We start from the raw sequence: 22,396 nt of genomic DNA, 5'->3' as shown, positions 1-22,396 counted from the left end.
TTATTCGTTGGGGGTGATGGGTTTCCTTCCGGTCACCGCTGCGAGGAGCCGCCCGAGCCCGGGGTCTTCCAGCGCACGCCGCGCCTGGCCCCACTTGTCGGCCGCCTCCGCCTCGTAGTCGAAGCCCACCGGGTCCTCGCCGCGGGCGGCGGCGAGGAGTCCATGGTGGACGGTGAACCAGAGCGCCCACGTGACGTTGGACGCGATGTGAAACAGCTGGACCCGGGCCAGCAGCGCCGGGGTCAGGTCGGCGCCGAAGTACGCGCCGGCCAACTGGCCCGTCAGGTCCGGGTCGTAGTCCGCCTCGGCGGCGATGTCGCCGAGCTCGAACGCCGGGTCGTTGTTGCCGGAAAGCTGGTAGTCGATGATGCGCACGCCGCTGGGCGTGGCGATGAAGTTCTCCGCGAGCAGGTCGTTGTGGCAGGGCACGGCGGGCAGCGGCCGCTCCGCGAGCGCCGCCCGGATCGCGTCCACTGTGGAGGAACCGTCCAGGTAGCCGGCCGGCAGCGGCAGGTCGTGACGCCGGCACACCTCCAGCAACTCGGCGCGCTTGGCGAAGATGTCGAAGTCGTTGGCGAAGGCGGGACCCGCGTGCAGCCGCAGGCACGCCTCGGCCAGCCCCGGGATCACCTCCGGCCGGCGCACCTCGGCGGCGCTGAGCGTGCGCCCGGGCAGGAACTCCAGCACGATCGCCGGCACGTCGGGCAGCACGGCGTACACCTGCGCGCCGACGGTCCGCGCGGCCAGCCGCGTGTTCTCGATCTCCCGCTCGGGCGCGACGCCGAGGCCGGCCGCGGAGACCGCCGGCTCGAGCACCCGCAACACGTACGGGACCCCGTCGGCGTCGACGCGGAAGACATGGTGCGACAGGCCACCCTCGAGGCGCTGCCACTCCACCGCGCGGCCCACCCACGAGGGGACCCGCTCCAGCAGGTCCGTGATGGACGGCACCGCACTCATGACATCCGGCCCCTTCGGCGCGATCCATTTGCCGAATTCGGGCGAAGCCAGGCCTTTAACCCGGCTGGCTCGAAGTGATCGGCTTCATGGTGGGACAGAGTTAACGCCCCTGTCAGCCGCTCGTCAAGAGCGGTCCTCGCGTTACATCCTGGAAACAAGTGGCACGCCTTCAGACCTTTTCCGGGGCGTACCGACGGGGCCACAATCATGCGATGTCGATCGAGTCGGACCTGCCCCACGCGGCCCGCGCCGTCGTGGTGGGCGGCGGCGTCGCCGGTTGCTCCATCGCGTACCACCTCGCCCGGCTCGGCTGGACCGACGTGCTGCTGCTGGAGCAGCACGAGCTGACCGAGGGCACCACCTGGCACTCGGCCGGCTTCGTCGGCCAGTTGCGCTCGACGGTCAGCCAGACCCGCATGATCATGTACTCCTCCGGCCTCTACGCCGAGCTGCGCGAGCTCACCGGCCTCGACCCCGGCTGGCGCGGCGTCGGCGGCCTGCGCCTGGCCACGACCCCCGAGCGGGTCGAGGAGCTGCGCCGGCAGGCGAGTTCGGCCACGACGTACGGCCTGGACATGGCCCTGCTCGGCCCGGCCGAGACGCTCGACCGGCTGCCGCTGCTCAACGTCGCGGACGTGCGCCTGGCCGGCTGGCTGCCCGGCGACGGCTGGCTGGAGCCCGCCGCCCTGGGCGCCGCCCTCGCCGCCGGCGCCACCCGCCTCGGCGTCCGCATCGTCACCGGCACCCGGGTCACCGGGATCGCCGTCGAGGGCGGCCGGGTGCGCGGCGTCGTCACGCCCGACGGGCCGATCGCCGCCGACGTCGTGGTGAACGCCGCCGGCGCGGCCGCGGGTCACGTGGGCCGCCTCGCCGGGGTCGACCTGCCGATCGTGCCGATCAAGCATCAGTACGTCGTGACGGCGCCGCTTCCCGGTGGGTCCACGATGGACCTTCCGACGGTGCGCGACCCGGACCGCATCGTGTACTTCCGCGGCGCCGACGAGACCGGACTGCTCGTCGGCGGCTACGTGCGCGACCCGGCGCCGTGGCGGCCGGAGTCCGGCGCGCCGCTGGACGAGTCGCGCACCCTGTTCGAGCCCGACATGGCGAAGTTCGCCGAGTCCTGGGGCAACGCCCGCCACCGGGTGCCCGCGCTGCGCGAGCTGGACATCGCGCGCGTCGTGCACGGCCCGGAGGCGTTCACCCCGGACGGGGAGTTCCTGCTCGGCGAGACGCCGGTCGCCGGGTTCTGGGTCGCCGCCGGGTTCTGCGTGCACGGCCTCGCCGCGGCCGGCGGGGTCGGCAAGGTGATGGCGGAGTGGATCGCCGAGGGCACGCCCGAGTACGACGTGTCCACGATGGACGTGCGCCGCTTCGGCGGCTACGCGGCGAGCCGGCGCTGGGCTGGGGCGCGGGCGCTGGACGGCTACTCGCGGTACTACGACGTCGTCTACCCCGGCCAGGAGTGGGCGACCGCGCGGCCGCTGCGCCGCTCCGCGGTCTGGCCGCGGCTGACCGAGCTCGGCGCGGCGCTCGGCGAGAAGGCCGGCTGGGAGCGGGTCAACTGGTTCGGCGTGAACGCCGACCTCACGCCGCAGGCGCAGCGCCCGAAGGGCTGGGCCGGGCGCCACTGGTCACCCGCGATCGCCGGCGAGGTCGCCGCCACCGCCGAGGCCGCCGGCCTGTTCGACCAGTCATCCTTCGCCAAGCTCGACGTGCGCGGCCCAGGCGCGCTGGGCCTGCTGCAGCACCTGTGCGCCAACGACGTCGACCGGCCGGCCGGATCGATGACGTACACCCAGCTGCTCAACGCGCGCGGGGGCGTCGAGGCCGACCTGACCGTCACCCGGCTCGGCGACGCGCATTTCCGCATCGTCACCAGCACCGCCAGCGGCGTGCGTGACGCGGACTGGATCCGCAAGCACGCCCTGCTCACCGGCGCCGACGTGCTCGTCGACGACGTCACCGGCGCCTACGGCTGCCTGTGCCTGTGGGGCCCGCGCGCCCGCGACATCCTGCAGCCGCTCACCGACGCGTCGCTGTCCAACGCGGACTTCCCGTTCATGCGCGCCGTGCGCCTGCTCGTCGGCCCAGTGCCGGTGCTCGCGCAGCGGGTCACGTTCGTCGGCGAGCTCGGCTGGGAGCTGTACGCACCGACCGAGTACGTGCTGACGCTGTGGGACCTGCTGCAGGAGGCGGGCGGCCCGCTCGGGATGCGCCCGGCGGGCTACCGCGCGATCGACTCGATGCGCCTCGAAAAGGGCTACCGCGTGTGGGGCAGCGACCTCACGACGGACGCGAGCCCCTTCGCCGCCGGCCTGGATCCCTTCGTACGCCTGGACAAGCCCTTCCTGGGCCGCGACGCCCTGCTGGCCGAGCGCGCCGGGGGCCCGCCCGCGCGCCTGCTGCGCTGCCTCGTCCTCGACGACCCCGGCACGGTCTGCCTGGGCGGCGAGCCGGTCCGCGTCAACGGCGTGCCGGCCGGCCGCGTCACGTCGGGCGGCTTCGGCTACCGGGTGGGCGCCTCGATCGCCTACGCCTACCTACCCGGCGACGTGCCGGCCGGGACCCCGGTGGACGTCGGCGTCTTCGACCGGTGGGTTCCCGCCGTGGTACGCCAGGAGCCCCTCTTCGACCCCAAAATGCTCCGCGTCCGCGCGTAACACCGCAGCGTGCACGCGTCCGCGCGTGGGCGCCCGGGGCGCGGACCGCGGGCGCCCACGCGCGGTCCGCGGGCGCGGAGGCGGGCCGCCGTGCGCGGCCCGCCGGTGGGTCAGGAGCGCTGCTCGGGGCGGTCGATCACGCGCAGCCAGCTGCCGTCGGGCTGGCGGCGCACCACCTGTACGCGGCCACCGGTGCCGTCCTTCGCCCGGGTCGAGGTGAGCGCGAGGTCGCCGTGGTGGATCGTCGGCAACGCCTCCTCCACCTCGAAGCGCGGTACGTGCCGGAGCATCTCCTCGCAGACGGCCCGGATCGCGTCCCGGCCGAGCGTGGTGCTGCCCGGCGGGTAGGCGAGCACGGCATCGGGCTCGTACAGCTCGGCCAGGCCCGCGGCGTCGCCGGCGTTGGCGCGCTCGACGAACAGGCGGGAGATGTCTTCCGGGGTCATCGCCTTCGTGGTCATGCCTCAACGGTCCCGCGGTGTGATCCAGAAGTCCAAGAGCGGTTCATGTTCGTCCCTAGAATCGTTGGTTATGGAGCTGCACCAGCTGGAGTACTTCGTCGCGGTCGCCGAGGAGGGTGGCTTCACCCGCGCGGCCGCGCGGCTGCGGGTCGCTCAGCCGGGGGTCAGCGCCCAGGTGCGCAAGCTGGAGCGGGAGCTTGGTCAGCCGCTGCTGGACCGCTCCGGCCGCACGGTGCGGCTCACCGCGGCCGGGCGCGCGGTCCTGCCGTTCGCCCGCGCGGCCCTCGGCGCCGTGGACGGGGCGCGGCAGGCCGTGGACGAGCTGACCGGCCTGACGCGCGGGCGCGTGGCGATCGGCACCGTCACCTCGCACACCGTCGACCTGGCGGCCGTCCTCGCCGACTTCAACGCCGCGCACCCCGCCGTGGAGGTCACCCTCGTCGAGGACGCGTCCGAGCGCCTCGCCGAGGCCGTGCGCGAGGGGCGCCTGGACGCGGCGATCGTCGCGTTCGGGGAGACGCCCGAGGGGCTCGGCGTGGACCTGATCAGCGACGAGGAGATCGACGCCGCCGTGTGGCCCGGCCACGAGCTCGCCTCCCGCGACACGATCCCGCTGTCCGCCCTGCGTGACCGCGCGCTGATCTGCCTGCCGCGCGGGGGCGGCATCCGGGCCGTCCTCGACGCCGCGTGCGCGGCGGCGGGCTTCGCGCCGCGGGTGGCGTTCGAGGCCGGCTCCCCCGCGGTGCTGGAGCAGCTCGCCGCCCGCCGCCTGGGCGTGGCGATCCTGCCGGCCTCGATCGCGCGCAACCGCGAGCACCTGCACCCGCTGCGCATCGTCCGGCCAACGCTGCGCGGCCGTCTGGGGCTGGCCTGGCGCCTGGCCGGCCCGACCAGCCCCGCCGCGTCCGCGTGGCTCACCCACACCCGCCGCTACCTCTGACACCCACCGCGCACCGCGACCGTCCACGCCCGCGCGGTCGCCGACCACTCACCGCGGCGGCCGGGCGGTCAATGACGGCCGTGGCTCACCACGGCACCGGTCCCTCGTCGTCGAACGCGCCGCCCGTCGGGCCGTCCGCCGGCAGCGTGGCCAGGCGGATCGCCACCACCGCGCCCTGGGCCGGGGTACGGGGGCCGGCGTGGCCGTTGAGGTCGGTCGCGCAGTAGCCGGGGTCCGCAACGTTCACCTTGATCGGGGTGTCGCGCAGCTCGTTGGCGTACGAAAGGGTCACCGCGCTGAGGGCCGACTTCGAGGAGTTGTACGACAGCAGCGTGTTGCGGGCGTAGATGTGCGACGGGTCGGCGGCGTAGGTCAGCGAGCCCAGGCCGCTGCCCAGGTTCACGATCCGGGCGGCCGGCGCGCGGCGCAGGGCCGGCAGGAGCGCGTTGGTGACCGCCACCACGCCGAAGACGTTGACGGCGAACGTGTCGCGCAGCAGCTGGGCCGGGGTCGCGCTCGGCGGGGCGCCGCGGTCGAGCAGGATGCCGGCGTTGTTGACGAGCACGTCGAGCACCTCGATGCGCTCGGCCACGCGGGCGATGGACTCCTCGTCGGTCACGTCGAGCCGCACGGCCGTCGCGCCGATCGCCTCCGCCGCCTCCTTGCCGCGGATCGGGTCGCGCGCGCCGAGCAGCACGGTCATGCCCAGCGCCCGCAGCCCGCGCGCGATCTCCAGGCCGATGCCCTTGTTGGCCCCCGTGACGAGGGCGGTCTTGGTCGTCATGCGCAATACCGTCGGGCCGGCGGCGCCCGGGCGGGAGAGACGCGTGGAACATCGGATCGACGGTCCCTGGTTCGGCGCGGCGCCGTCCAGCAACATGGGGGCATGAACCGGGTACAGCTGGCCGAGTTCCTCAAGGACCGCCGGGCGCGCGTGAGCCCGTCCGACGCGGGGCTGCCACCGGGGGCGCGGCGGCGCACGCCGGGGCTGCGGCGCGAGGAGGTCGCCCGGCTCGCCGGGATCTCGGTGGACTACTACGCCCGGCTGGAGCAGGGGCGCGGGCCGCACCCGTCGCGGCAGGTCCTGGGCGCGCTGGGCCGGGCGCTGCGGCTGTTCGAGGACGAGCGCGCGTACCTGTTCCAGCTGGCCGGCGAGCAGCCGGGCCCGCCCGCGGGGCCGAGCCGGGTCGTGTCGACCGGCATCCGGCACCTCCTGGACCGGCTGGACGACACGCCGGCCTTCGTCATCGACGCGAAGTACGACCTGCTGGCCTGGAACCGCATGGCGGTGAAGCTGATGGGGGCGCCGCCGCCGGAGCGGAACATGATCTGGAACGCGTTCTGCGGGCCGTGGCCGATCACGCCCGACTCGCCGGCAGAGGTCCACAGGTTCGCCGAGGAGTCGGTGGCCGACCTGCGCGCCGCGTCCGTGCGATACCCGAACGACGAGGGCATCCGCGCGCTGATCGCCCGGCTGCACGCGGCCAGCCCTGAGTTCACGCGCCGATGGAACGAACACCACGTGTGCGTGCGGCGCACCACGACGAAGACGTTGACCCATCCCGAGTACGGCGAGCTGGTCCTGGAGTGCCAGTTGCTCCACGCCGACGAGCAGGGTCAGCGCGTCGTCTTCTACACGGCCGCGCCGGGCTCCCGCACCGCGCGGATCCTCTACAACCTGCGCGAGCCCGTCAGTGCCTCCTGAAGCCTCCTGAAGCCTCCTGAAGCCTCCTGAAGCCTCCCGAAGCCTCCCGAAGCCTGTGCGGCTAGGACGCGACCTGCGTGGCGTCGGTGTCGGCGTCGGGTATGCGGCGGGTGGCGTCCGGGCCGGCGAACTCCGAGGCGGGCTCGGACGCGTGGCTCAGCCGGCCCGCCAGCAGCGCGGCCTGCCGCGACATGCCGCCGACGACCGCTGGTACCAGGGGTAGCAGCCAGTCCGCGACCAGGCCGGTGGCGGGTAGTTGGACGATGATCAGGGCGGCGAACGCGGCGGCGGACCCCTCGACGAGGCCGCGCCACGCGGCCCGGCCCGCGGCGGAGGTGACCTCGCGGCGCGGTGTGCGGGCGTTGAGCGCGTCGGCGGCGTTGAGGTCGCGGCGGCCCAGGTTGAACCCGGCGATGCCGCAGGCGGTCGACAGGCCCAGGACGGTCGCGGTGAGCCAGCTTCGGGTGAGCCAGTAGGCGAGCCCGAGCACGGCGCCGCCGGCGACGAGCGCGACGAGGGCGCGCAGCCACTCCTTCTTGTCGCCGGGGTACCAGTAGTACCGGGTGGTGTTCGGCCCGGTCTGCCGGATCATCTGGCCCATGCGAGCATCCCCTCGTTCGGCCGCTGCGGGGTCCCTCGTGATCATGCGCCTCGCAAGGGCGATTTGTCCGAAGTTAGAGCAAACCCGAAGTTAGAACAGAACTGTCGCGAACGTGCCGACCTGCTGGAATCCGCAGCGCTCGTACACGCGACGGGCCGGCGTGTTGTAGTCGTTGACGTACAGGCTGACCGATGGCGCGACGCGGCGCAACGCATCGCGGACGACCGCGGCGATGCCGGCCGTGGCCAGGCCGCGCCCGCGCAGCTCGGGGTCGGTCCAGACGCCCTGGATCTGGGCGGTGTGGCGGGTGACGACGGCCAGCTCGGCCTTGAACACGACCCGGCCGTGGTGGAAGCGGGCGTACGCCCGGCGCGCCCGGACCAGCTCGCCGATGCGCTCGCGGTAGGAGCGCTCGCCGCCGTCGGCGGTCGGCGAGACGCCGACCTCCTCCGTGTACATGGCGACGGCGGCGGGGAAGAGCAGGTCGATCTCGTCGGGGCGGACCAGCCGGACGTTCGGGTCGGGAGAGACCGGCGACGGGGCGCTGACGGCCATGAGCGGCTGGTTGGGGCGCACGTCGCGGGACGGGCCCCAGGTCGGTGCGAGGTGCGACCACAGGCCGAGGACGGCGTCGGCCGAGCCGACGATCGAGGAGCATCCGCGCGGCTCATTGGCGACCATCTCGGCGAACGCGGCGACGGCGGCGGCCGAGGCATGCACGGGGATGAGGTTGGCGCCGATCCAGCACAGCGACTCGAGGTTGCGGCGCGAGCCGTAGCCGAAGATCCGCGCGTCCTGCCGCCACCAGGCAAGCCCGGCCATCGAGACGCGTTCGGCGACCTGGGCGCCGCCGAACGGGTCTCGGTCGAGCAGCCGCTCGACCGAACCGCGCTCAGCGTCGCCGAGGAGGCGCGCTGCCACCGTCAGCATGCGTACCAGCCTGCCAGATCCGCCGGGGTATGGCTCTACATACCCCCGGGCCAGTGAAGGCGCTCCCCCGCCCGGGATCGGCGGGGAATCACCCGGAAGACAACCCGTTCAGTGCACGGTCACCGACGGGCCGAGGCCGCGCAGTTCCTCCGGCAGGTCCACGCCCTGCTCCTCGGCGAGCCGCAGGGCCTCCTCGACCAGCGTCTCGACGATCTGCGACTCGGGCACGGTCTTGATGACCTGGCCCTTGACGAAGATCTGGCCCTTGCCGTTGCCAGACGCGACGCCGAGGTCGGCCTCGCGGGCCTCGCCGGGGCCGTTGACGACGCAGCCCATGACCGCGACCCGCAGCGGCGCCGGGAACCCGTCGAGGGCGGCGGTGACCTGCTCGGCGAGCGAGTAGACGTCGACCTGGGCACGGCCGCAGGACGGGCAGGAGACGATCTCCAGGCCGCGCTCGCGCAGGCCGAGGGACTCGAGGATCGCGATGCCGACCTTGACCTCCTCGACCGGCGGCGCGGACAGCGAGACCCGGATGGTGTCGCCGATGCCCCCGGCGAGCAGGGCCCCGAACGCGACCGACGACTTGATCGTGCCCTGGAAGGTGGGGCCGGCCTCGGTGACGCCGAGGTGCAGCGGGTAGTCGCACCGCTCGGCGAGCTGCCGGTACGCGCGGATCATGACGACCGGGTCGTTGTGCTTGACCGAGATCTTGATGTCGCGGAAGCCGTGCTCCTCGAACAGGGAGCACTCCCACAGCGCCGACTCGACCAGCGCCTCGGCGGTGGCCTTGCCGTGCTTCTCCAGCAGCCGCTTGTCGAGGGAGCCGGCGTTGACCCCGATGCGGATCGGCACGCCGGCGTCGGAGGCCGCCTTCGCGATCTCCCTGACCTTGTCGTCGAACTGCCGGATGTTGCCGGGGTTGACGCGCACCGCGGCGCAGCCGGCGTCGATCGCGGCGAAGACGTACTTGGGCTGGAAGTGGATGTCGGCGATCACCGGAATCTGCGACTTCTTCGCGATCGCCGGCAGCGCCTCGACGTCGTCCTGGCTCGGCACCGCGACCCGCACGATCTGGCAGCCGGAGGCGGTGAGCTCGGCGATCTGCTGCAGGGTGGCGTTGACGTCCGCGGTGAGCGTCGTGGTCATCGACTGCACCGAGACCGGCGCGCCGCCGCCGACGGGCACCTGGCCGACCATGATCTGACGGGACTCGCGCCGGGGCGCCAACGGTGGCGGCGGCACGGCGGGCAGGCCGAGGCTGACTGCGGTCATGAATGCGCCCTTACCTTTACCTTCGCGGAGAGGTGTTATTTCAGCGTGATCGGATTGACGAAGTCGGCGGTCATCGTCAGCAGGACGAAGACGCCGAGGACACCTATCACGCCCAGGGTGATCGGCGCCAGCTTGTAGTAGTCGACGCGGCCCGGGTCGGGCCGGCCCATCCGGGCCGCGATGAACGACCGGATCCGCTCGAACCAGGCGATGGCGATGTGCCCGCCGTCCATGGGCAGCAGCGGGAACAGGTTGAAGATGCCGAAGAACAGGTTGAGGGTCGCGAACAGCGACAGCAGCGTCGGCCAGTCGCCGAGCGCGAACAGCTCGCCGCCGATGCGGCTGGCGCCCACGACGCTGACCGGCGTGTTCGGGTCGCGCGGCTCGCCGAGGATCGCCTTGAACAGGTTCGGGATGCGCCCGGGGATGGCCTTGAACGACTCGAACGTGCGCTCGACGAGGGTGGCGGTGGCCGACGCGGTCTGGCCGACGCCACCGGCCGGGCCGTAGCGCAGGACTGGCAGGTCGGAGCTGCGGATGTCGACGCTGATACCCAGCATCCCGCCGCGCTCAAGGTCGTCGGGGGTGATCTGGTCCGGGGTCTTGTCCGTGATGCCGAGCTTGAGCCGCTGCGCCTCCGGGATCAGGGCCGTGCCCGAGAGGGTCTGGTCCCCGCGCTTGTACTGCACGGTCACCGTCTGCCCGACGTCGTCCTTGAGCTCGTCGCGCAGCGCCTGGTTGCCGCCGATCGCGTGCCCGTCGATGCTCAGGATGATGTCCCCGGGCTGCAGACCGAGCTGGGCGGCCGGGCTCTTCGGGTCCTTGGCCGGGTCACAGGGCTTCTGGGCCTTCGTCTGCGGGTCGACCACGTAGGTGGGGCTCACGCACTGGGAGATCGCGCCGACCCGGACGGGCACCTGGTTGGCCTTGGTCACGTCGGGGATCCCGACGAACGAGAAGAGCACCCACAGCGTGACCAGGGCCAGCGCGAAGTGAGTGATGGAGCCCGCGGCCATGACGATGGTGCGTTTCCACACCGGGTATCGCCACATGGCCCTCGGATCGTCGGAGCCCGGCTTGCCGGTCTCGGGATCGACGTCCTCCTCGTTCGGGGTCATCCCGACGATCTTGACGAACGCACCGAACGGCAGGGCCTTCAGCCCGTATTCGACGCCTTTGCGCTTGAACGCGAAGATCGTCGGACCGAACCCGATGAAGAAGCGGGTCGCCTTCATCCCGAACCAGCGGGCCGTCCAGAAGTGCCCGGCCTCGTGCAGGCCGACGGCGATCAGGATGCCCAGGGCGAACACGACGACGCCCAGCGCGAAGGTCATCAGACCCCTCTCCGGTCGGCGCCCGCGGCGATGAGCGCACGGGCGTGGGCCCGCGCCCAGGACTCGGCGGCGAGCACGTCATCGACGGTACCTGGTTCGGCGAAATCCGGGGCCTCGGCGAGGGTTCGCTCCAGCGTCTCGACGATGCCCAGGAACGGCAGATCACCCGCCGTGAACGCGGCCACACACTCCTCGTTGGCGGCGTTGTAGATCGCCGGACGGCATCGGCCGGCCTCTCCCGCGGCCTTGGCCAGCGCCACAGCCGGGAACGCCTCCTCGTCCAGGGGCCGCAGCTCCCAGGTGTGCGCCTTGGTCCAGTCCACGGCGGGGGCGGCGTCGGGGACCCGGTCGGGCCAGCCCAGTGCGAGGGCGATCGGCAGGCGCATGTCGGGCGGGCTGCACTGGGCGAGGGTGGAGCCGTCGGTGAACTCAACTAGCGAGTGGATCACCGACTGCGGGTGGACCATGACCTGGATCGCGGAGTACTCCACGCCGAACAACTCATGCGTCTCGATCACCTCCAGCCCCTTGTTCACCAGGGTGGCGCTGTTGATCGTGACGACGGGCCCCATGTCCCACGTCGGGTGGGCGAGGGCCTCCTGCGGGGTAACGCCGACGAGCTGGTCGCGGGTGCGGCCGCGGAACGCGCCGCCGGAGGCGGTCAGCACGAGCCGGCGCACCTCGCCGCGGCTCCCGCCGCGCAGCCCCTGGGCCAGCGCGGAGTGCTCGGAGTCGACGGGGACGATCTGGCCCGGCCGCGCCGCGGCGCGCACCAGCGGGCCGCCGGCGACCAGGGATTCCTTGTTGGCCAGGGCGAGGGTGCGCCCGGCGCCCAGGGCGGCGAGCGTCGGGGCGAGCCCGAGCGAGCCGACGACGCCGTTGAGGACGGTGTCGCAGGGCCAGTGCGCGAGCTCGGTCATCGCGTCGGGCCCGGCGAGGATCTTCGGCAGCCGGAAGTCGCCGGTCGCCCAGCCGCGGCGCTGCGCCTCGGCGTAGAAGGCGAGCTGAAGGTCCTGGGCGACGCTGGCCCGGGCCACCCCGACGGCCTCGACGCCGAGCTCGAGCGCCTGCCGGGCGAGGAGGCCGACGTTGCCGCCGCCGGCACCGATCGCCACGACCCGGAACCTGTCCGGGTTACGCCGCACGATGTCGATCGCCTGAGTGCCGATCGACCCGGTGGAGCCGAGGAGCACGATCTCTCGGGGTGTCACACCCTCATTGTGTCAGGCGCCGGCCCGGGCCGCCCCGGCCGTGCACCGTGCCCGCCGCAAACCTTCACGAACCCCCCGCCGGACACGGTGTCCTATGTGGAATTACGTCGAGGCACGGCCGACGAAATCCCCCCGCCGGCCGTGCCCCACTATGACTCAGCCCGCTACCGCCGGATGCGATCAACAGCGGTATGAACTGGGCCGATGCGATGCGCGCAGGGCGCGCCCCCATCCATCAGCGTGGTGAATCCCAGATGCCATCCCCGTTCGTACGCATGTATTAATTATAGATCATCACTTGCCGCCCGGCAATCGAATTACTACGGCGCCAGGCGGTGCAGGTCCCGCGGGAACAGCGTCGTCTCGCGCACGTTCGCGGCCCCCGTGAGCCGGGCCAGGAACCGCTCCAGGCCGATCGCGAAGCCGCCGTGCGGCGGCATCCCGTGACGGAACGCGGCCAGGTACCCCTCGAGGTGCTCGGCCTGCGGGCCGAGCACGGCGAGGTAGTCGCCGAGGCGGTGCAGCCGCTGCCCGCCGGTCACCAGCTCCACGCCCCGGAACAGCAGGTCGAACGAGTTCGACCAGCGCGGATCCGACGGCTGCGGGTGGGTGTAGAAGGGGCGTTTGGCCATCGGGTACCCCTCGACGTACACGAGGTCCGAGCCGTGCTCCCGCAGCGCCCACGCGCCGAGCGCCCGCTCGTGCTCGGGCGCCAGGTCGGGCTCGTCCCCGGGCGCGCCGGCCAGCCGCAGCGCCTCGCTGAAGTGCACCACCGGCACCTCGTCCGGGATGCGCACGGCGTCCAGACCCGCGGCGGCCGTCATCGCCCGCACGACCTGGGTCAGCACGGCCATCACGTCGCGGTGGTCGCGCACGAAGCCGAGCTCGGCGTCCAGCGAGGTGTACGTGGCCAGGTGCCGCGACGTGTCGTGCGGCTCGGCCCGGAACACCGGCCCGACCTCGTAGACCCGCTCGAACACCCCGACCATCGTCTGCTTGTAGAACTGCGGGGACTGGGCGAGGTACGCGGGACGGCCGAAGTAGTCGAGTGCGAAGACGTTGGCGCCGCTCTCCGTCGCGGTACCGACGATCTTGGGGGTGAAAACTTCGGTGAAGCCGAGGCCGTCCAGCGTGGCGCGGAACGCCCCGACGGCGGCCGCGGCCGCGGCGAACACGGCCCGGCGCGCCGGGTGGCGCAGCGTCACCGCGGCGTGGTCCAGCAACGCCGGCAGGCCCGCCTCGACCGCCGGGCGGAACAGCTCGACCGGCGGCGGTTGGGCCTCCGACAGCACCTCGATCGACTCGTGCACCACCTCGAACCCGCCCGGCGCGACGTCGTTGGCCACCACCCGGCCGGTGACCTCGATCACGGACTCCTCGCCCGGCACCGGCACCCCCGGCGGCACCACCACCTGGGCCAGCCCGGCGCGGTCGCGCACGATCAGGAACGTGACCTTCGCCAGCACCCGGCGGCGATGGACCCAGCCACACAGCCGGATCGTGGCTCCCGTGTGCCGGGCGAGCTCGCCGGACAACACGCGGTACGACATGAAACACCTCCTCGGAAGGGACGCTCCCCGGAGGTGTGGGCGATGGGGCCGGTCGCGGTGCCACCACACCTTTACCGCGGCGGGACGCCGCGGCCTCTCGGCCCCGGTGACGGGGGGCCGGCCGGCGGGGCATCCACGGCGGTCGTCACCCGCCGCCCCGCACCATCGAGGATGCCGGGTTCGCCGATCCGGCGCGACGGAATTCCCGCTCGGGTGAGCAGCCCCCTGGTGCCCGGCCGGTGGGTGCCGGCCCGGCCGGCCACCGACGTGGTCCTCAGCGGGCGGTGACCCCGGCCCGGCCGGCCGCGTCGACCCGGGCCCCGCCGAGGTCGGCCCGCTGCCCGGCCGCGCTGCCGGCCTCGAAGCCGCCGCCGCTGAGCCGCCGCCGGCGCCCGGCGCGCACGTTCGGGTACTCCGCGGCCACCGCGGCGTCGACCGCGCGCTCCCGGTCGGCGAGGACCAGCGCGGTGCCCGGCTCGGCCAGCTCGTCCGGACGGGAGGCGGCGGCGAAGCGCTGCGCGACCGCCGAGCCGAACCCGACCAGCCAGGATCGCCGCCACGCCGCGGCCTGCTGGCCCGGCGGCACCGGCTCGCGCAGCAGCCCGCGCGCCGCCTGGACCAGCAGCGAGGCGAAGAGCAGCTCGACGCCGGCGACGTCGGGCTCGAAGCCGAACAGGTGCACCGACACCCGCAGCCCCTCGGCGGCGCGCCGCTCCAGGCGGATCGAGCGGCAGCGCAGCGCCGCCGCCACGATGTGCAGCAGGTACGCCTTCTCCCGCAGATACGGCGCGGCCAGCTCGACGACCCGGTTGCCGACCACCTGCGGCCGCTCCTCGCGGGCGTCCAGCAACGCCTGGTCGATGCCGTACTTGGCGATGAGCGCGGCCGCCTTCGCGGTCAGCGCCTCCGCCTCCTCCGGCGTGCACGCCGGGTCCTCGGCCTTGGCCAGCAGCTTGCGGACCTTGTCGAGCACCGGCCGCGCCTAGTCGCCGTCCGCCGCGGCCCCGGCGGGAGCCTCGATCGGGGCCTCGATCGCGGCCGAGTCCGGCGCCGGGGTGCCGGCCGGGCGGGAGCGCAGCTCGTGCCCGACGCTGGTCAGGCAGCGCCCGCTGGGCAGGTCGAACTTCCAGCCGTGCAGCTGGCAGGTCAGGGTGTTGCCGTCGACGATGCCGAACCGGGTCAGGTCCGCCTTCAGGTGCGGGCAGCGCCGCTGCACGACCCAGTCGCCGAGCTTGATGTCCTCGGCGTCGGGCTTCTGCTCGGCGAACCAGCCCTCGGCGTACTGCAGGCGCTCCTCGGACAGGCACTTGAAGAACGAGTAGACGAACTCGTTGTACTGCCCGATGCGCGCGGCGGAGAACCGGCAGGACAGGAACAGCGAGTTGACCCAGTCGACCTCCTCGACGAACAGGAGGTGCTCGATCAGGGCCCGCTCGGTGCGGAACCGGTAGCGGACCTTCTCGTCGGCGTAGGCGCGCACCTGCTTGTCCGGGAAGTCCACGACGATCGACTCGACGGATTCGCCGTCGTAGCCAACCAGGTCGAAGCGGACCGGGCCGCCGACGCCCTTGGCCAGGTACACCGACTCGTCCAGCAGCGGCTCGATGCGCCGCTTCATCTCCTTGAGCACGTCGACCTCGGGGTGCCGCCAGCTCGCCTTCGCCGCCTCGATGACGGGCCGCTTGCGCTCCCGCATCTCCTCCAGGTGCTCGCGCTTGTGCGCGAAGAACTCCTCGACGTCGGTCGGATGCGTCGTCTCGGCGGAGTCGGCGGTGAGCGTCATCACCGAGCCCGGCAGCAGGACCGTCGAGTTGGTGCCGCCGACCTTGGCGTACTCCTGCTGGAACACCCACTGGTCGGGGAAGATGTTGCCCTCGTCGCCGAAGATGTCGTTGAACTGCCACAGCTCGTCGTCGAGGAAGCACGGCGGCCCGGCGATCGGCACCACGTGCGAGGCATTCAGGTCGGCGATGTAGCGGAAGGTGCGGTCGAACTGGCGGTCCCGCTTCTGCTTGCCGAACGCGCGCTTGGCGGCCTCGGGCAGCTCGTAGACCATCGGGTACCAGATCGCGCCGGAGAACTGCAGCAGGTGGGCGTGCACGTGGCCCAGCGCGTGGAACGTGGTCAGGTCGGTCGGGCGGGCGTCGTTCTGGTTGAGCAGCCGGACCCCGTCGTGCTCGACCCACAGCGACGAGTCGCCGATCGGCCCGTCCGTCGGCGACGTCAGCGCCTGGACCATGATCTTCAGGCCGCCGTCGAGCTCGTGCACCTCGTTCGACTTCGTCTCCAGGAACCGGGTGAAGCCCAGCGCCTCCAGCTCGTCGCGCATCTCGCTGGTCGGGAACTCCGGCAGCAGGACGGTCGCCTTCTTCGACACGAACCGCTTCAGGTGCTCGGCGTCGAAGTGGTCGCGGTGCAGGTGCGACACGTACAGGTAGTCGCAGTCGCCGAGCGTCTCCCAGTCCAGCAGCGAGTTGTCCGGGAACGGGAACCACGAGGCGAAGTAGGCGGGGTTGACCCACGGGTCGCACAGAATGCTCCCGGCCGGCGTGTCGATGCGCAGGCTGGCATGGCCGGTCCCGGTGATACGCACCGTGCTTCCTCCTTCGTTGGTACCGCCTGAGTTGGTACCGCGTACTGCCCGCACCGACGCTACCCGACCGACCCGCAGCCGTCCCTGCCGGTGCCGCATGCCAGACTTTGTGCAGAACCACCCCGGCCGCCTGATCCTCCGCGGCGGCCCCGAGCGCCGAAAGGACGAGCCGTGTCCGAGCAGCACGAGCCTGTGACCTCCCCCGACCAGCTCAAGCCGGGTCACCCGCGCGCGGCCCGCATTGGTGCGGCCGTCTCGGCGCTGATCCTGCTGAGCATGCTCATCGGCAACCACCGCGGCCGCGTCGAGGACATCTTCCTGATCGTGAGCGCCTCGCTGCTCGTGCTCGCCCTGGTCGGCGACTGGGTGCTGCGCCGCAACGGCCTGCGCTGAGGCGGTTTCCGCCTCGTCACCCACCGTGACGTTGGGTGATGACGAGCAACTGTCATGTTTCGAACTGTGCACACGAAGAGGGCGCGTCCGGCATCCGCCGGGCGCGCCCTCTTCGATGTTGCGTGCTTGATCAGCGACGCCGCGTGACGATGTCGCGGACCTCCTTCAGCGCCGCGTCGACCTCGGCCTCGAAGTAGCCGCCGGGCACCAGGTTGAAGTGCGACGGGTCGAGGTCACCGTCGGTCAGTGGGCCGCCACGGCCGGTCAGCGACGCCATGACGCCCTCGAAGAGGCGGTCGACCTGCGCCCGGTCGTAGCCGCTGCCGAAGCGGCGCAGCTGGAACGTGCGGCGCAGCTGGTCGATGCGCGCCACCTCGGCCGACTGGTGCTGGACCGGCGGGCCGCCAGGAGGGCCGCCATACGGGTCGGCGGGGGCGCCGCCATACGGGTCGCGGTCGGCCGGCGGGCCGTAGGGGTCACGCTCGGGCGGGCCGCCGTACGGGTCGCGGTCGGGGCCGCCGCCATACGTCACCGGCTCGGGCCGGTCCAGGCGGATCTCGGCGGTCATGTCCGCCCGCGGCCCGCGGGGGCCCTGGTCGTAGGGGCCGCGGTCCTCGTCGAAGGCGCCGCCGTAGGTGGGCTCGTCGTAGCGGCCGTAGCTCGGGTCGCGCGGCGGCGGGCCGGCCGGCGGCGGCGGGGTGGGCCGCGTCGGCAGGGGCGCACCGGGCGGCGGGGGCGCCATGCGGTCCATGGGCGGCGGGCCCATGCGATCCATCGGCGGCGGGCTCATCCGGTCCATCGGGGGCGGACCCATGCGGTCGGGCGGCGGGGGCGCCATGCCGACCCGGTCGGGCATCCGCTCCGGCATCCGCTCCGGCATCCGCGGCGGCTCCATGCGCTCCGGCATGCGCTGGGGCTCCATGCGCTCCGGCATCCGCTCGGGCGCCATGCGCAGCTCGCCGCTGCGCGGCTCCAGGGACCGGCCGAACCCGCCGCTGCCGCGCTCCTCCAGCTCGGCCAGCTGGCGCTCGACGCGGTCCAGGTGCAGGTCGACCTGCCACTCGTCATATCCGCCGAAGCGCACGCGGAAGACCACGTCGTGGACCTCCTGCGCGCTCACCGGCGCACCCATCGGGTCTCCGGAGAGGGTTGCCTCCACCCGGTCGAGGAACGAGTCGACCTCGTCGACCTTGTATCCCCGACGCATCGCACGGCGCCGGAACCGCTGACCCTGACTCACTGTGTCTCCTTGTTCGCTCGCCGTGCTAGCAAGCTGTCTTCTCCCACCTTGCCACCTCCGGAGGCCGCAAGCTGCCCGCAAGCTCCGTCAATCTCCCGACCCCGGGTGTCACGCACCGTAGTGGGAACACCGGCGGCGCGGAGCCGCCGGACGAACTCCCGCTCAACCGGCTTAGGGCTAGCGTCCCACTTGCTGCCCGGAGTCGGATTGAGCGGGATGAGATTGACATGTGCGAGACGGCCGGACAAGAGCCGACCGAGCAAATCCGCCCGCCACGGATGATCGTTCACATCCCGGATCATTGCGTATTCAATGGACACGCGCCGACCCGTGCGAGCCGCATACTCGAACGCGGCATCAAGCACTTCGGCGACCTTCCAGCGTTGGTTGACCGGCACGAGCGTGTCGCGCAGATCATCATCGGGCGCGTGCAGCGACAGCGCAAGCGTCACCGACAGCCCCTCCTGCGTCAACCGCCGCATCGCGGGGACCAGCCCGACGGTCGACACCGTGATGTGCCGCTGCGACAGGCCGAGGCCCTCCGGCGCCGGCTCGGTGAGCCGCCGCACGGCCGCGACGACCCGGTTGTAGTTCGCCAGCGGCTCGCCCATGCCCATGAACACCACGCGGGAGAGCCGGTCGGGACAGCCTGGCAACGCGCCGCGAGCGGCGAGGCCGGCAAACCACACGACCTGGTCGACGATCTCCGCGGTGGACAGGTTGCGGGTCAGCCCGGCCTGCCCGGTCGCGCAGAACGGGCACGCCATGCCGCAGCCGGCCTGGCTGGACACGCAGACGGTGACCCGGTCCGGGTATCCCATGAGCACGCTCTCCACGAGCGAGCCGTCGTGCAGGCGCCACAGCGTCTTGCGGGTTGCGCCGCTGTCTGTGGCGAGCTCCCGCACGGGCTCCAGCAGCTGCGGCATCAGCGCCCCGGTGATCGCGGCGCGGGTGCTGGCCGGCAGGTCGGTCATCGCCTCGGGGTCACGCACGAGCCGGCCGAAGTAGTGCGCGGAGACCTGCCCGGCGCGGAAGGCGGGCTCACCCAGCTCGGCGACGGCGGCGCGCCGTGCGGCAAGGTCGAGGTCGGCCAGGTGGCGCGGGGGCAGGGCGGCGCGGCGGCCGTCGCTCGTGGTGCCGGTCGCGCTGGAGGACAGGTTCAGTAGGGGAAGCTGCGTCATGAGGTTTCCAGTGTCCCATGCCGCGCCGCATCGTCTCCAAGACCGCCGGACAGCGCGGCAGGGCGACGAGGGCTACCTGGGGGGCACCAGGAAGGCGAGGACCGCATAGGCCGTGGGCAGGGCCAGCAGTACCGAGTCGAGGCGATCCATGAGGCCGCCGTGCCCGGGCAGCAGGTTGCTCATGTCCTTGACGCCGAGGTCCCGCTTGATCAACGACTCGCCGAGGTCGCCGAGGACGGAGGCGATCGACACGGCCACGCCGAAGATCGCGCCGTGCCACCAGACGGCGCCGTCGAGCAGCAGCGGCAGGGCGATCGCGCTGCCGGCGCCGGTCCACACGATCGAACCGGCGAAGCCCTCCCAGGACTTGGCCGGGCTGACCGACGGGGCCATGGGGTGCCGGCCGAGGAAGACGCCGGTGGCGTACCCGCCGGTGTCGGAGAGCACGACGGCGAGGATCGTCACCAGGACCCGGACGCTGCCGTCGTCGGCCGGGTAGGCCAACAGCGCCGCGAAGGAGCCGAGAAACGGCACGTACACGGCGATGAGCGCGGCGGCGGTGACGTCGCGCTGGTAGTGCTGGACGCCGTCGGCGAAGCGCCAGAGGAAGACCAGCAGCAGCGTGGCGAGCAGGCCCAGCGGGAGCCGCTGCGCGCCGCCGAACCAGGCCAGGCAGACCATGAGCGGTGCGCCGAGCAGCAGCGGTACCAGCGGCGGGCGCGCCTTGCGGACGCTGACCGCGCGGACCATCTCCCAGACGCCGACCAGCACGGCGACGATGACCAGGCCGAGGAAGAGCCACTTGTCCCAGACGAACAGGGAGAGGACGACCAGCCCGCCGAGCCCGGCGCCCACCCCGATCGCCGCCGGCAGGTTGCGCCCGGCCCGGCTCTTGCGCTGCTGCGGCGGCTCGGGGGTTTCTTCCACGGACGACGTCTTTCCCACGGACGGCGTCTTTTGCACAGACGGCGTCTTTTGCGCAGACGGCTCGGGCGCGGCATCGTTCTGCCGCGCCCGCGTCGGTGACGGGTCGGGGGCCCGGTGAGCCCGGTCGAGATGGGCCATCAGACCTCGAGTAGCTCGGTTTCCTTGTGCTTGAGCAGCTCGTCGACCTGCGCCACGTACTTGTGCGTCAGGTCCTCGAGCTCCTTCTCGGCGCGCCGGACCTCGTCCTCCCCGGCCTCGCCGTCCTTGACGATGCGGTCGAGCTCCTCCTTGGCCTTGCGGCGCACGTTGCGGATCGCGACGCGGGAGTCCTCCGCCTTGTTCCGGGCCACCTTGATCATGTCGCGGCGCCGCTCCTCGGTCATCTGAGGCAGCAGGATGCGGATCTGGGTGCCCTCGTTGTTCGGGTTCACGCCGAGGTCGGAGTCGCGGATCGCCCGCTCCATCGCGCCGATCTGCGACGCGTCGTAGGGCTTGATGATCGCCATGCGCGGCTCGGGGATCCCGATCGAGGACATCTGCGGCAGCGGGGTCGGGGTGCCGTAGTAGTCGACCATCACCTTGCCGAACATCGCCGGGGTGGCGCGGCCGGTACGAATGACCGCGAACTCCTCCTTGGCGTGGTCGATCGCGCGGTCCATCTTCTCTTCGGCCTCGAAGAGTGTCTCTTCGATCACGTGGTCTGTCCTCCTCGATCCGGGACGGGCTCGGCGGTGATGAGCGTGCCGATCCTCTCACCACTCAACGCGCGAGCGACGTTGTCCTCCCCCTCCGCACCGAAGACCAACATCGGCAGCGCGTTTTCCTGGCAGAGGCTGAACGCCGTCTGGTCGACTACCCGCAGACCCTGCACCAACGCCTCGGCGAACGTGATGTGGTCGATCTTGCGGGCGGTCGGATCGGTGCGCGGGTCGGCGGTGTATACGCCGTCGACCCCGTTCTTGCTCATGAGCACGGTGTGCGCGTGGATCTCCAGGGCGCGCTGGACGGCGACCGTGTCGGTGGAGAAGTACGGCATGCCGGCGCCGGCCCCGAAGATGACCACACGGCCCTTCTCCAGGTGGCGGATCGCCCGGCGGGGGATGTAGGGCTCGGCGACCTGGGCCATGCTGATCGCGCTCTGCACGCGCGTGTCGATGCCGTCCTTCTCCAGGAAGTCCTGTAGCGCCAGGCAGTTCATCACCGTGCCGAGCATGCCCATGTAGTCGGCGCGGGAGCGGTCCATGCCGGCCCGGGAGAGCTCGGCGCCGCGGAAGAAGTTGCCGCCGCCGACCACGACCGCGACCTGCACGCCGTGCCGCACGACCGCGGCGATCTGGCGTGCCATGCCGCGCACGACGGTGGGGTCGACGCCGACGGCGCCGCCTCCGAACACCTCACCGGAGAGCTTCAGCACGACGCGCCGCGCCCCGATCGGGGCGGGGGTCAGGGACTGCCTTGCCGCTTCAACGGCGGTGTTCGTCATGTGGGCACCCTTCTGTCTGTCCGGTTCTGTGGAAAGGGGGTCACGGTCTCCATCCGATGGACCGTGACCCCCTGACTTCCGTTGTACGGCCGATCAGGCCTGGCCGACCTCGAAGCGCACGAACCGCGTCACTTCGATACCGGCCTCGGCCAGCACCTGCTTGACGGTCTTCTTGTTGTCCCCCACCGAGGGCTGCTCAATGAGGACGAAGTCCTTGAAGAAGGCGTTGACCCGGCCCTCGACGATCTTCGGCAGGGCCGCGTCCGGCTTGCCCTCCTCGCGGGCGGTCTCCTCGGCGATGCGCCGCTCCGACTCGACGACGTCCGCGGGCACCTCCTCGCGGGTGAGGTACTTCGGCCGCATCGCGGCGATCTGCATCGCCACGCCGCGGGCGTCGGCGAGGGCCGCCTCGTCGGTCTTGCCGGTGAACTCGACCGCGACGCCGACCTGCGGCGGCAGGTCGGGGCTCTTGCGGTGCATGTAGATCGCCACCTGCTCGCCCAGTACCGCGATGCGGTTGATGACGAGCTTCTCGCCGATGCGCGCCGACTCGGCCTGGACCAGGTCGGCGACCGTGGCGTCGCCGACCTTCGAGGCCAGCAGCGCGTCGACGTCGGCCGGCTTGGTCGCGTCCACCTGCTGCGCCAGCTTCTGGCCCAGCTCGACGAACGCCTCGTTCTTGGCCACGAAGTCGGTCTCGCAGTTGATCTCGACCAGACCCGAGCCGTAGTGCGCGACGAGGCCGTTGGCCGTGGTGCGACCGGCGCGCTTGCCGACGTCCTTGGCGCCCTTGATGCGCAGCAGCTCGACTGCCTTGTCGAAGTCGCCCTCGGCCTCCTCGAGCGCCTTCTTGCAGTCCATCATGCCGGAGCCGGTCAGTTCGCGGAGCCGCTTGACGTCAGCGGCGGTGAAGTTGGACATGACTCTCTCTCGCTCTGGTGGTGAACGC

Annotated in this window: 21 protein-coding genes; 4 read left to right on the top strand and 17 right to left on the bottom strand. The window is 72.2% G+C overall.

Annotated features, from left to right (window positions below; translation table 11 throughout):
* On the bottom strand, positions 1 to 960 hold the full coding sequence (locus tag ACGFI8_RS01995; RefSeq protein ID WP_392798586.1) for a phosphotransferase: 960 nt from the start codon (positions 958 to 960) through the stop codon (positions 1 to 3).
* Between the two features lie 212 nt (positions 961 to 1,172).
* On the opposite strand from ACGFI8_RS01995, the gene ACGFI8_RS01990 reads away from it, so the two are divergent.
* The gene (locus ACGFI8_RS01990) at positions 1,173 to 3,623 is read left to right on the top strand and encodes an FAD-dependent oxidoreductase (protein ID WP_392798583.1); all 2,451 of its coding nucleotides are present in this window, start codon (positions 1,173 to 1,175) and stop codon (positions 3,621 to 3,623) included.
* Between the two features lie 110 nt (positions 3,624 to 3,733).
* Here the strand turns inward: ACGFI8_RS01990 and ACGFI8_RS01985 are convergent, their stop codons facing one another.
* On the bottom strand, positions 3,734 to 4,069 hold the full coding sequence (locus ACGFI8_RS01985; protein WP_392799610.1) for a YybH family protein: 336 nt from the start codon (positions 4,067 to 4,069) through the stop codon (positions 3,734 to 3,736).
* 85 nt (positions 4,070 to 4,154) lie between these two features.
* On the opposite strand from ACGFI8_RS01985, the gene ACGFI8_RS01980 reads away from it, so the two are divergent.
* Positions 4,155 to 5,024 carry a LysR family transcriptional regulator gene (locus ACGFI8_RS01980; RefSeq protein ID WP_392798580.1) on the top strand — a complete coding sequence of 290 codons (870 nt, stop codon included), beginning with the start codon at positions 4,155 to 4,157 and terminating at the stop codon, positions 5,022 to 5,024.
* An 85-nt stretch (positions 5,025 to 5,109) separates the two neighbouring features.
* On the opposite strand, the gene ACGFI8_RS01975 is transcribed toward ACGFI8_RS01980, so the two are convergent.
* A complete protein-coding gene (locus tag ACGFI8_RS01975; RefSeq protein WP_392798578.1) occupies positions 5,110 to 5,808 on the bottom strand; it encodes an SDR family oxidoreductase in 699 nt (232 codons plus the stop codon).
* A 102-nt stretch (positions 5,809 to 5,910) separates the two neighbouring features.
* Between ACGFI8_RS01975 and ACGFI8_RS01970 the strand changes: the two genes are divergently transcribed.
* Positions 5,911 to 6,729, top strand: coding sequence for a helix-turn-helix transcriptional regulator (locus ACGFI8_RS01970; protein WP_392798576.1), 819 nt, complete (start codon positions 5,911 to 5,913; stop codon positions 6,727 to 6,729).
* A 61-nt stretch (positions 6,730 to 6,790) separates the two neighbouring features.
* Here ACGFI8_RS01970 and ACGFI8_RS01965 read toward each other — a convergent pair whose 3' ends face one another.
* The 8 genes from ACGFI8_RS01965 to ACGFI8_RS01930 all read right to left on the bottom strand — a co-directional run bounded on the left by ACGFI8_RS01965 (position 6,791) and on the right by ACGFI8_RS01930 (position 16,223).
* Entirely contained in the window at positions 6,791 to 7,330 is a 540-nt protein-coding gene (locus ACGFI8_RS01965; protein WP_392798574.1) for a hypothetical protein, read from the bottom strand.
* Between the two features lie 90 nt (positions 7,331 to 7,420).
* A complete protein-coding gene (locus ACGFI8_RS01960; RefSeq protein ID WP_392798571.1) occupies positions 7,421 to 8,260 on the bottom strand; it encodes a GNAT family N-acetyltransferase in 840 nt (279 codons plus the stop codon).
* Between the two features lie 108 nt (positions 8,261 to 8,368).
* Entirely contained in the window at positions 8,369 to 9,535 is a 1,167-nt protein-coding gene (ispG, locus tag ACGFI8_RS01955) for a flavodoxin-dependent (E)-4-hydroxy-3-methylbut-2-enyl-diphosphate synthase (RefSeq protein WP_392798568.1), read from the bottom strand.
* Positions 9,536 to 9,570: 35 nt separating this feature from the next.
* Positions 9,571 to 10,869 (bottom strand): M50 family metallopeptidase, encoded by a 1,299-nt coding sequence (locus tag ACGFI8_RS01950; RefSeq protein ID WP_392798566.1) that lies wholly within the window; start codon positions 10,867 to 10,869, stop codon positions 9,571 to 9,573.
* On the bottom strand, positions 10,869 to 12,062 hold the full coding sequence (gene dxr, locus ACGFI8_RS01945) for a 1-deoxy-D-xylulose-5-phosphate reductoisomerase (protein WP_392799608.1): 1,194 nt from the start codon (positions 12,060 to 12,062) through the stop codon (positions 10,869 to 10,871). The genes ACGFI8_RS01950 and dxr overlap by 1 nt, the downstream gene beginning before the upstream one ends.
* Before the next feature lie 338 nt (positions 12,063 to 12,400).
* Positions 12,401 to 13,630 carry an aspartate--tRNA(Asn) ligase gene (aspS, locus tag ACGFI8_RS01940; RefSeq protein ID WP_392798563.1) on the bottom strand — a complete coding sequence of 410 codons (1,230 nt, stop codon included), beginning with the start codon at positions 13,628 to 13,630 and terminating at the stop codon, positions 12,401 to 12,403.
* A gap of 274 nt (positions 13,631 to 13,904) precedes the next feature.
* A complete protein-coding gene (locus ACGFI8_RS01935) occupies positions 13,905 to 14,603 on the bottom strand; it encodes a DUF2786 domain-containing protein (protein WP_392798561.1) in 699 nt (232 codons plus the stop codon).
* A gap of 9 nt (positions 14,604 to 14,612) precedes the next feature.
* Positions 14,613 to 16,223, bottom strand: a complete 1,611-nt coding sequence (locus ACGFI8_RS01930; protein WP_392798558.1) for a Rieske 2Fe-2S domain-containing protein — start codon at positions 16,221 to 16,223, stop codon at positions 14,613 to 14,615.
* 171 nt (positions 16,224 to 16,394) lie between these two features.
* On the opposite strand from ACGFI8_RS01930, the gene ACGFI8_RS01925 reads away from it, so the two are divergent.
* Positions 16,395 to 16,616 carry a DUF2631 domain-containing protein gene (locus ACGFI8_RS01925; protein ID WP_392798555.1) on the top strand — a complete coding sequence of 74 codons (222 nt, stop codon included), beginning with the start codon at positions 16,395 to 16,397 and terminating at the stop codon, positions 16,614 to 16,616.
* 130 nt (positions 16,617 to 16,746) lie between these two features.
* Here ACGFI8_RS01925 and ACGFI8_RS01920 read toward each other — a convergent pair whose 3' ends face one another.
* From ACGFI8_RS01920 to tsf, 6 genes are all read right to left on the bottom strand, one after another.
* Positions 16,747 to 17,856: a DivIVA domain-containing protein gene (locus ACGFI8_RS01920; protein ID WP_392798553.1), complete on the bottom strand. Its 1,110-nt coding sequence runs from the start codon at positions 17,854 to 17,856 to the stop codon at positions 16,747 to 16,749.
* Positions 17,853 to 19,037: a 23S rRNA (adenine(2503)-C(2))-methyltransferase RlmN gene (gene rlmN / locus ACGFI8_RS01915; protein ID WP_392798550.1), complete on the bottom strand. Its 1,185-nt coding sequence runs from the start codon at positions 19,035 to 19,037 to the stop codon at positions 17,853 to 17,855. The genes ACGFI8_RS01920 and rlmN overlap by 4 nt, the downstream gene beginning before the upstream one ends.
* Before the next feature lie 72 nt (positions 19,038 to 19,109).
* Positions 19,110 to 19,964: a phosphatidate cytidylyltransferase gene (locus ACGFI8_RS01910; RefSeq protein ID WP_392798547.1), complete on the bottom strand. Its 855-nt coding sequence runs from the start codon at positions 19,962 to 19,964 to the stop codon at positions 19,110 to 19,112.
* Between the two features lie 137 nt (positions 19,965 to 20,101).
* Positions 20,102 to 20,659 carry a ribosome recycling factor gene (frr, locus tag ACGFI8_RS01905; protein ID WP_392798544.1) on the bottom strand — a complete coding sequence of 186 codons (558 nt, stop codon included), beginning with the start codon at positions 20,657 to 20,659 and terminating at the stop codon, positions 20,102 to 20,104.
* Positions 20,656 to 21,447: a UMP kinase gene (gene pyrH / locus ACGFI8_RS01900; protein ID WP_392798541.1), complete on the bottom strand. Its 792-nt coding sequence runs from the start codon at positions 21,445 to 21,447 to the stop codon at positions 20,656 to 20,658. The genes frr and pyrH overlap by 4 nt, the downstream gene beginning before the upstream one ends.
* Positions 21,448 to 21,540: 93 nt before the next feature.
* The gene (tsf, locus tag ACGFI8_RS01895; RefSeq protein ID WP_392798538.1) at positions 21,541 to 22,368 is read right to left on the bottom strand and encodes a translation elongation factor Ts; all 828 of its coding nucleotides are present in this window, start codon (positions 22,366 to 22,368) and stop codon (positions 21,541 to 21,543) included.
* Positions 22,369 to 22,396: the final 28 nt, after the last annotated feature.

Origin of the sequence: Dactylosporangium sp. NPDC048998 (assembly GCF_043197855.1) — a bacterium.
Classification (GTDB): domain Bacteria; phylum Actinomycetota; class Actinomycetes; order Mycobacteriales; family Micromonosporaceae; genus Dactylosporangium.
Note: the sequence above shows the minus strand (reverse complement) of the source record. Positions and strands in the feature narration are given on the sequence as shown.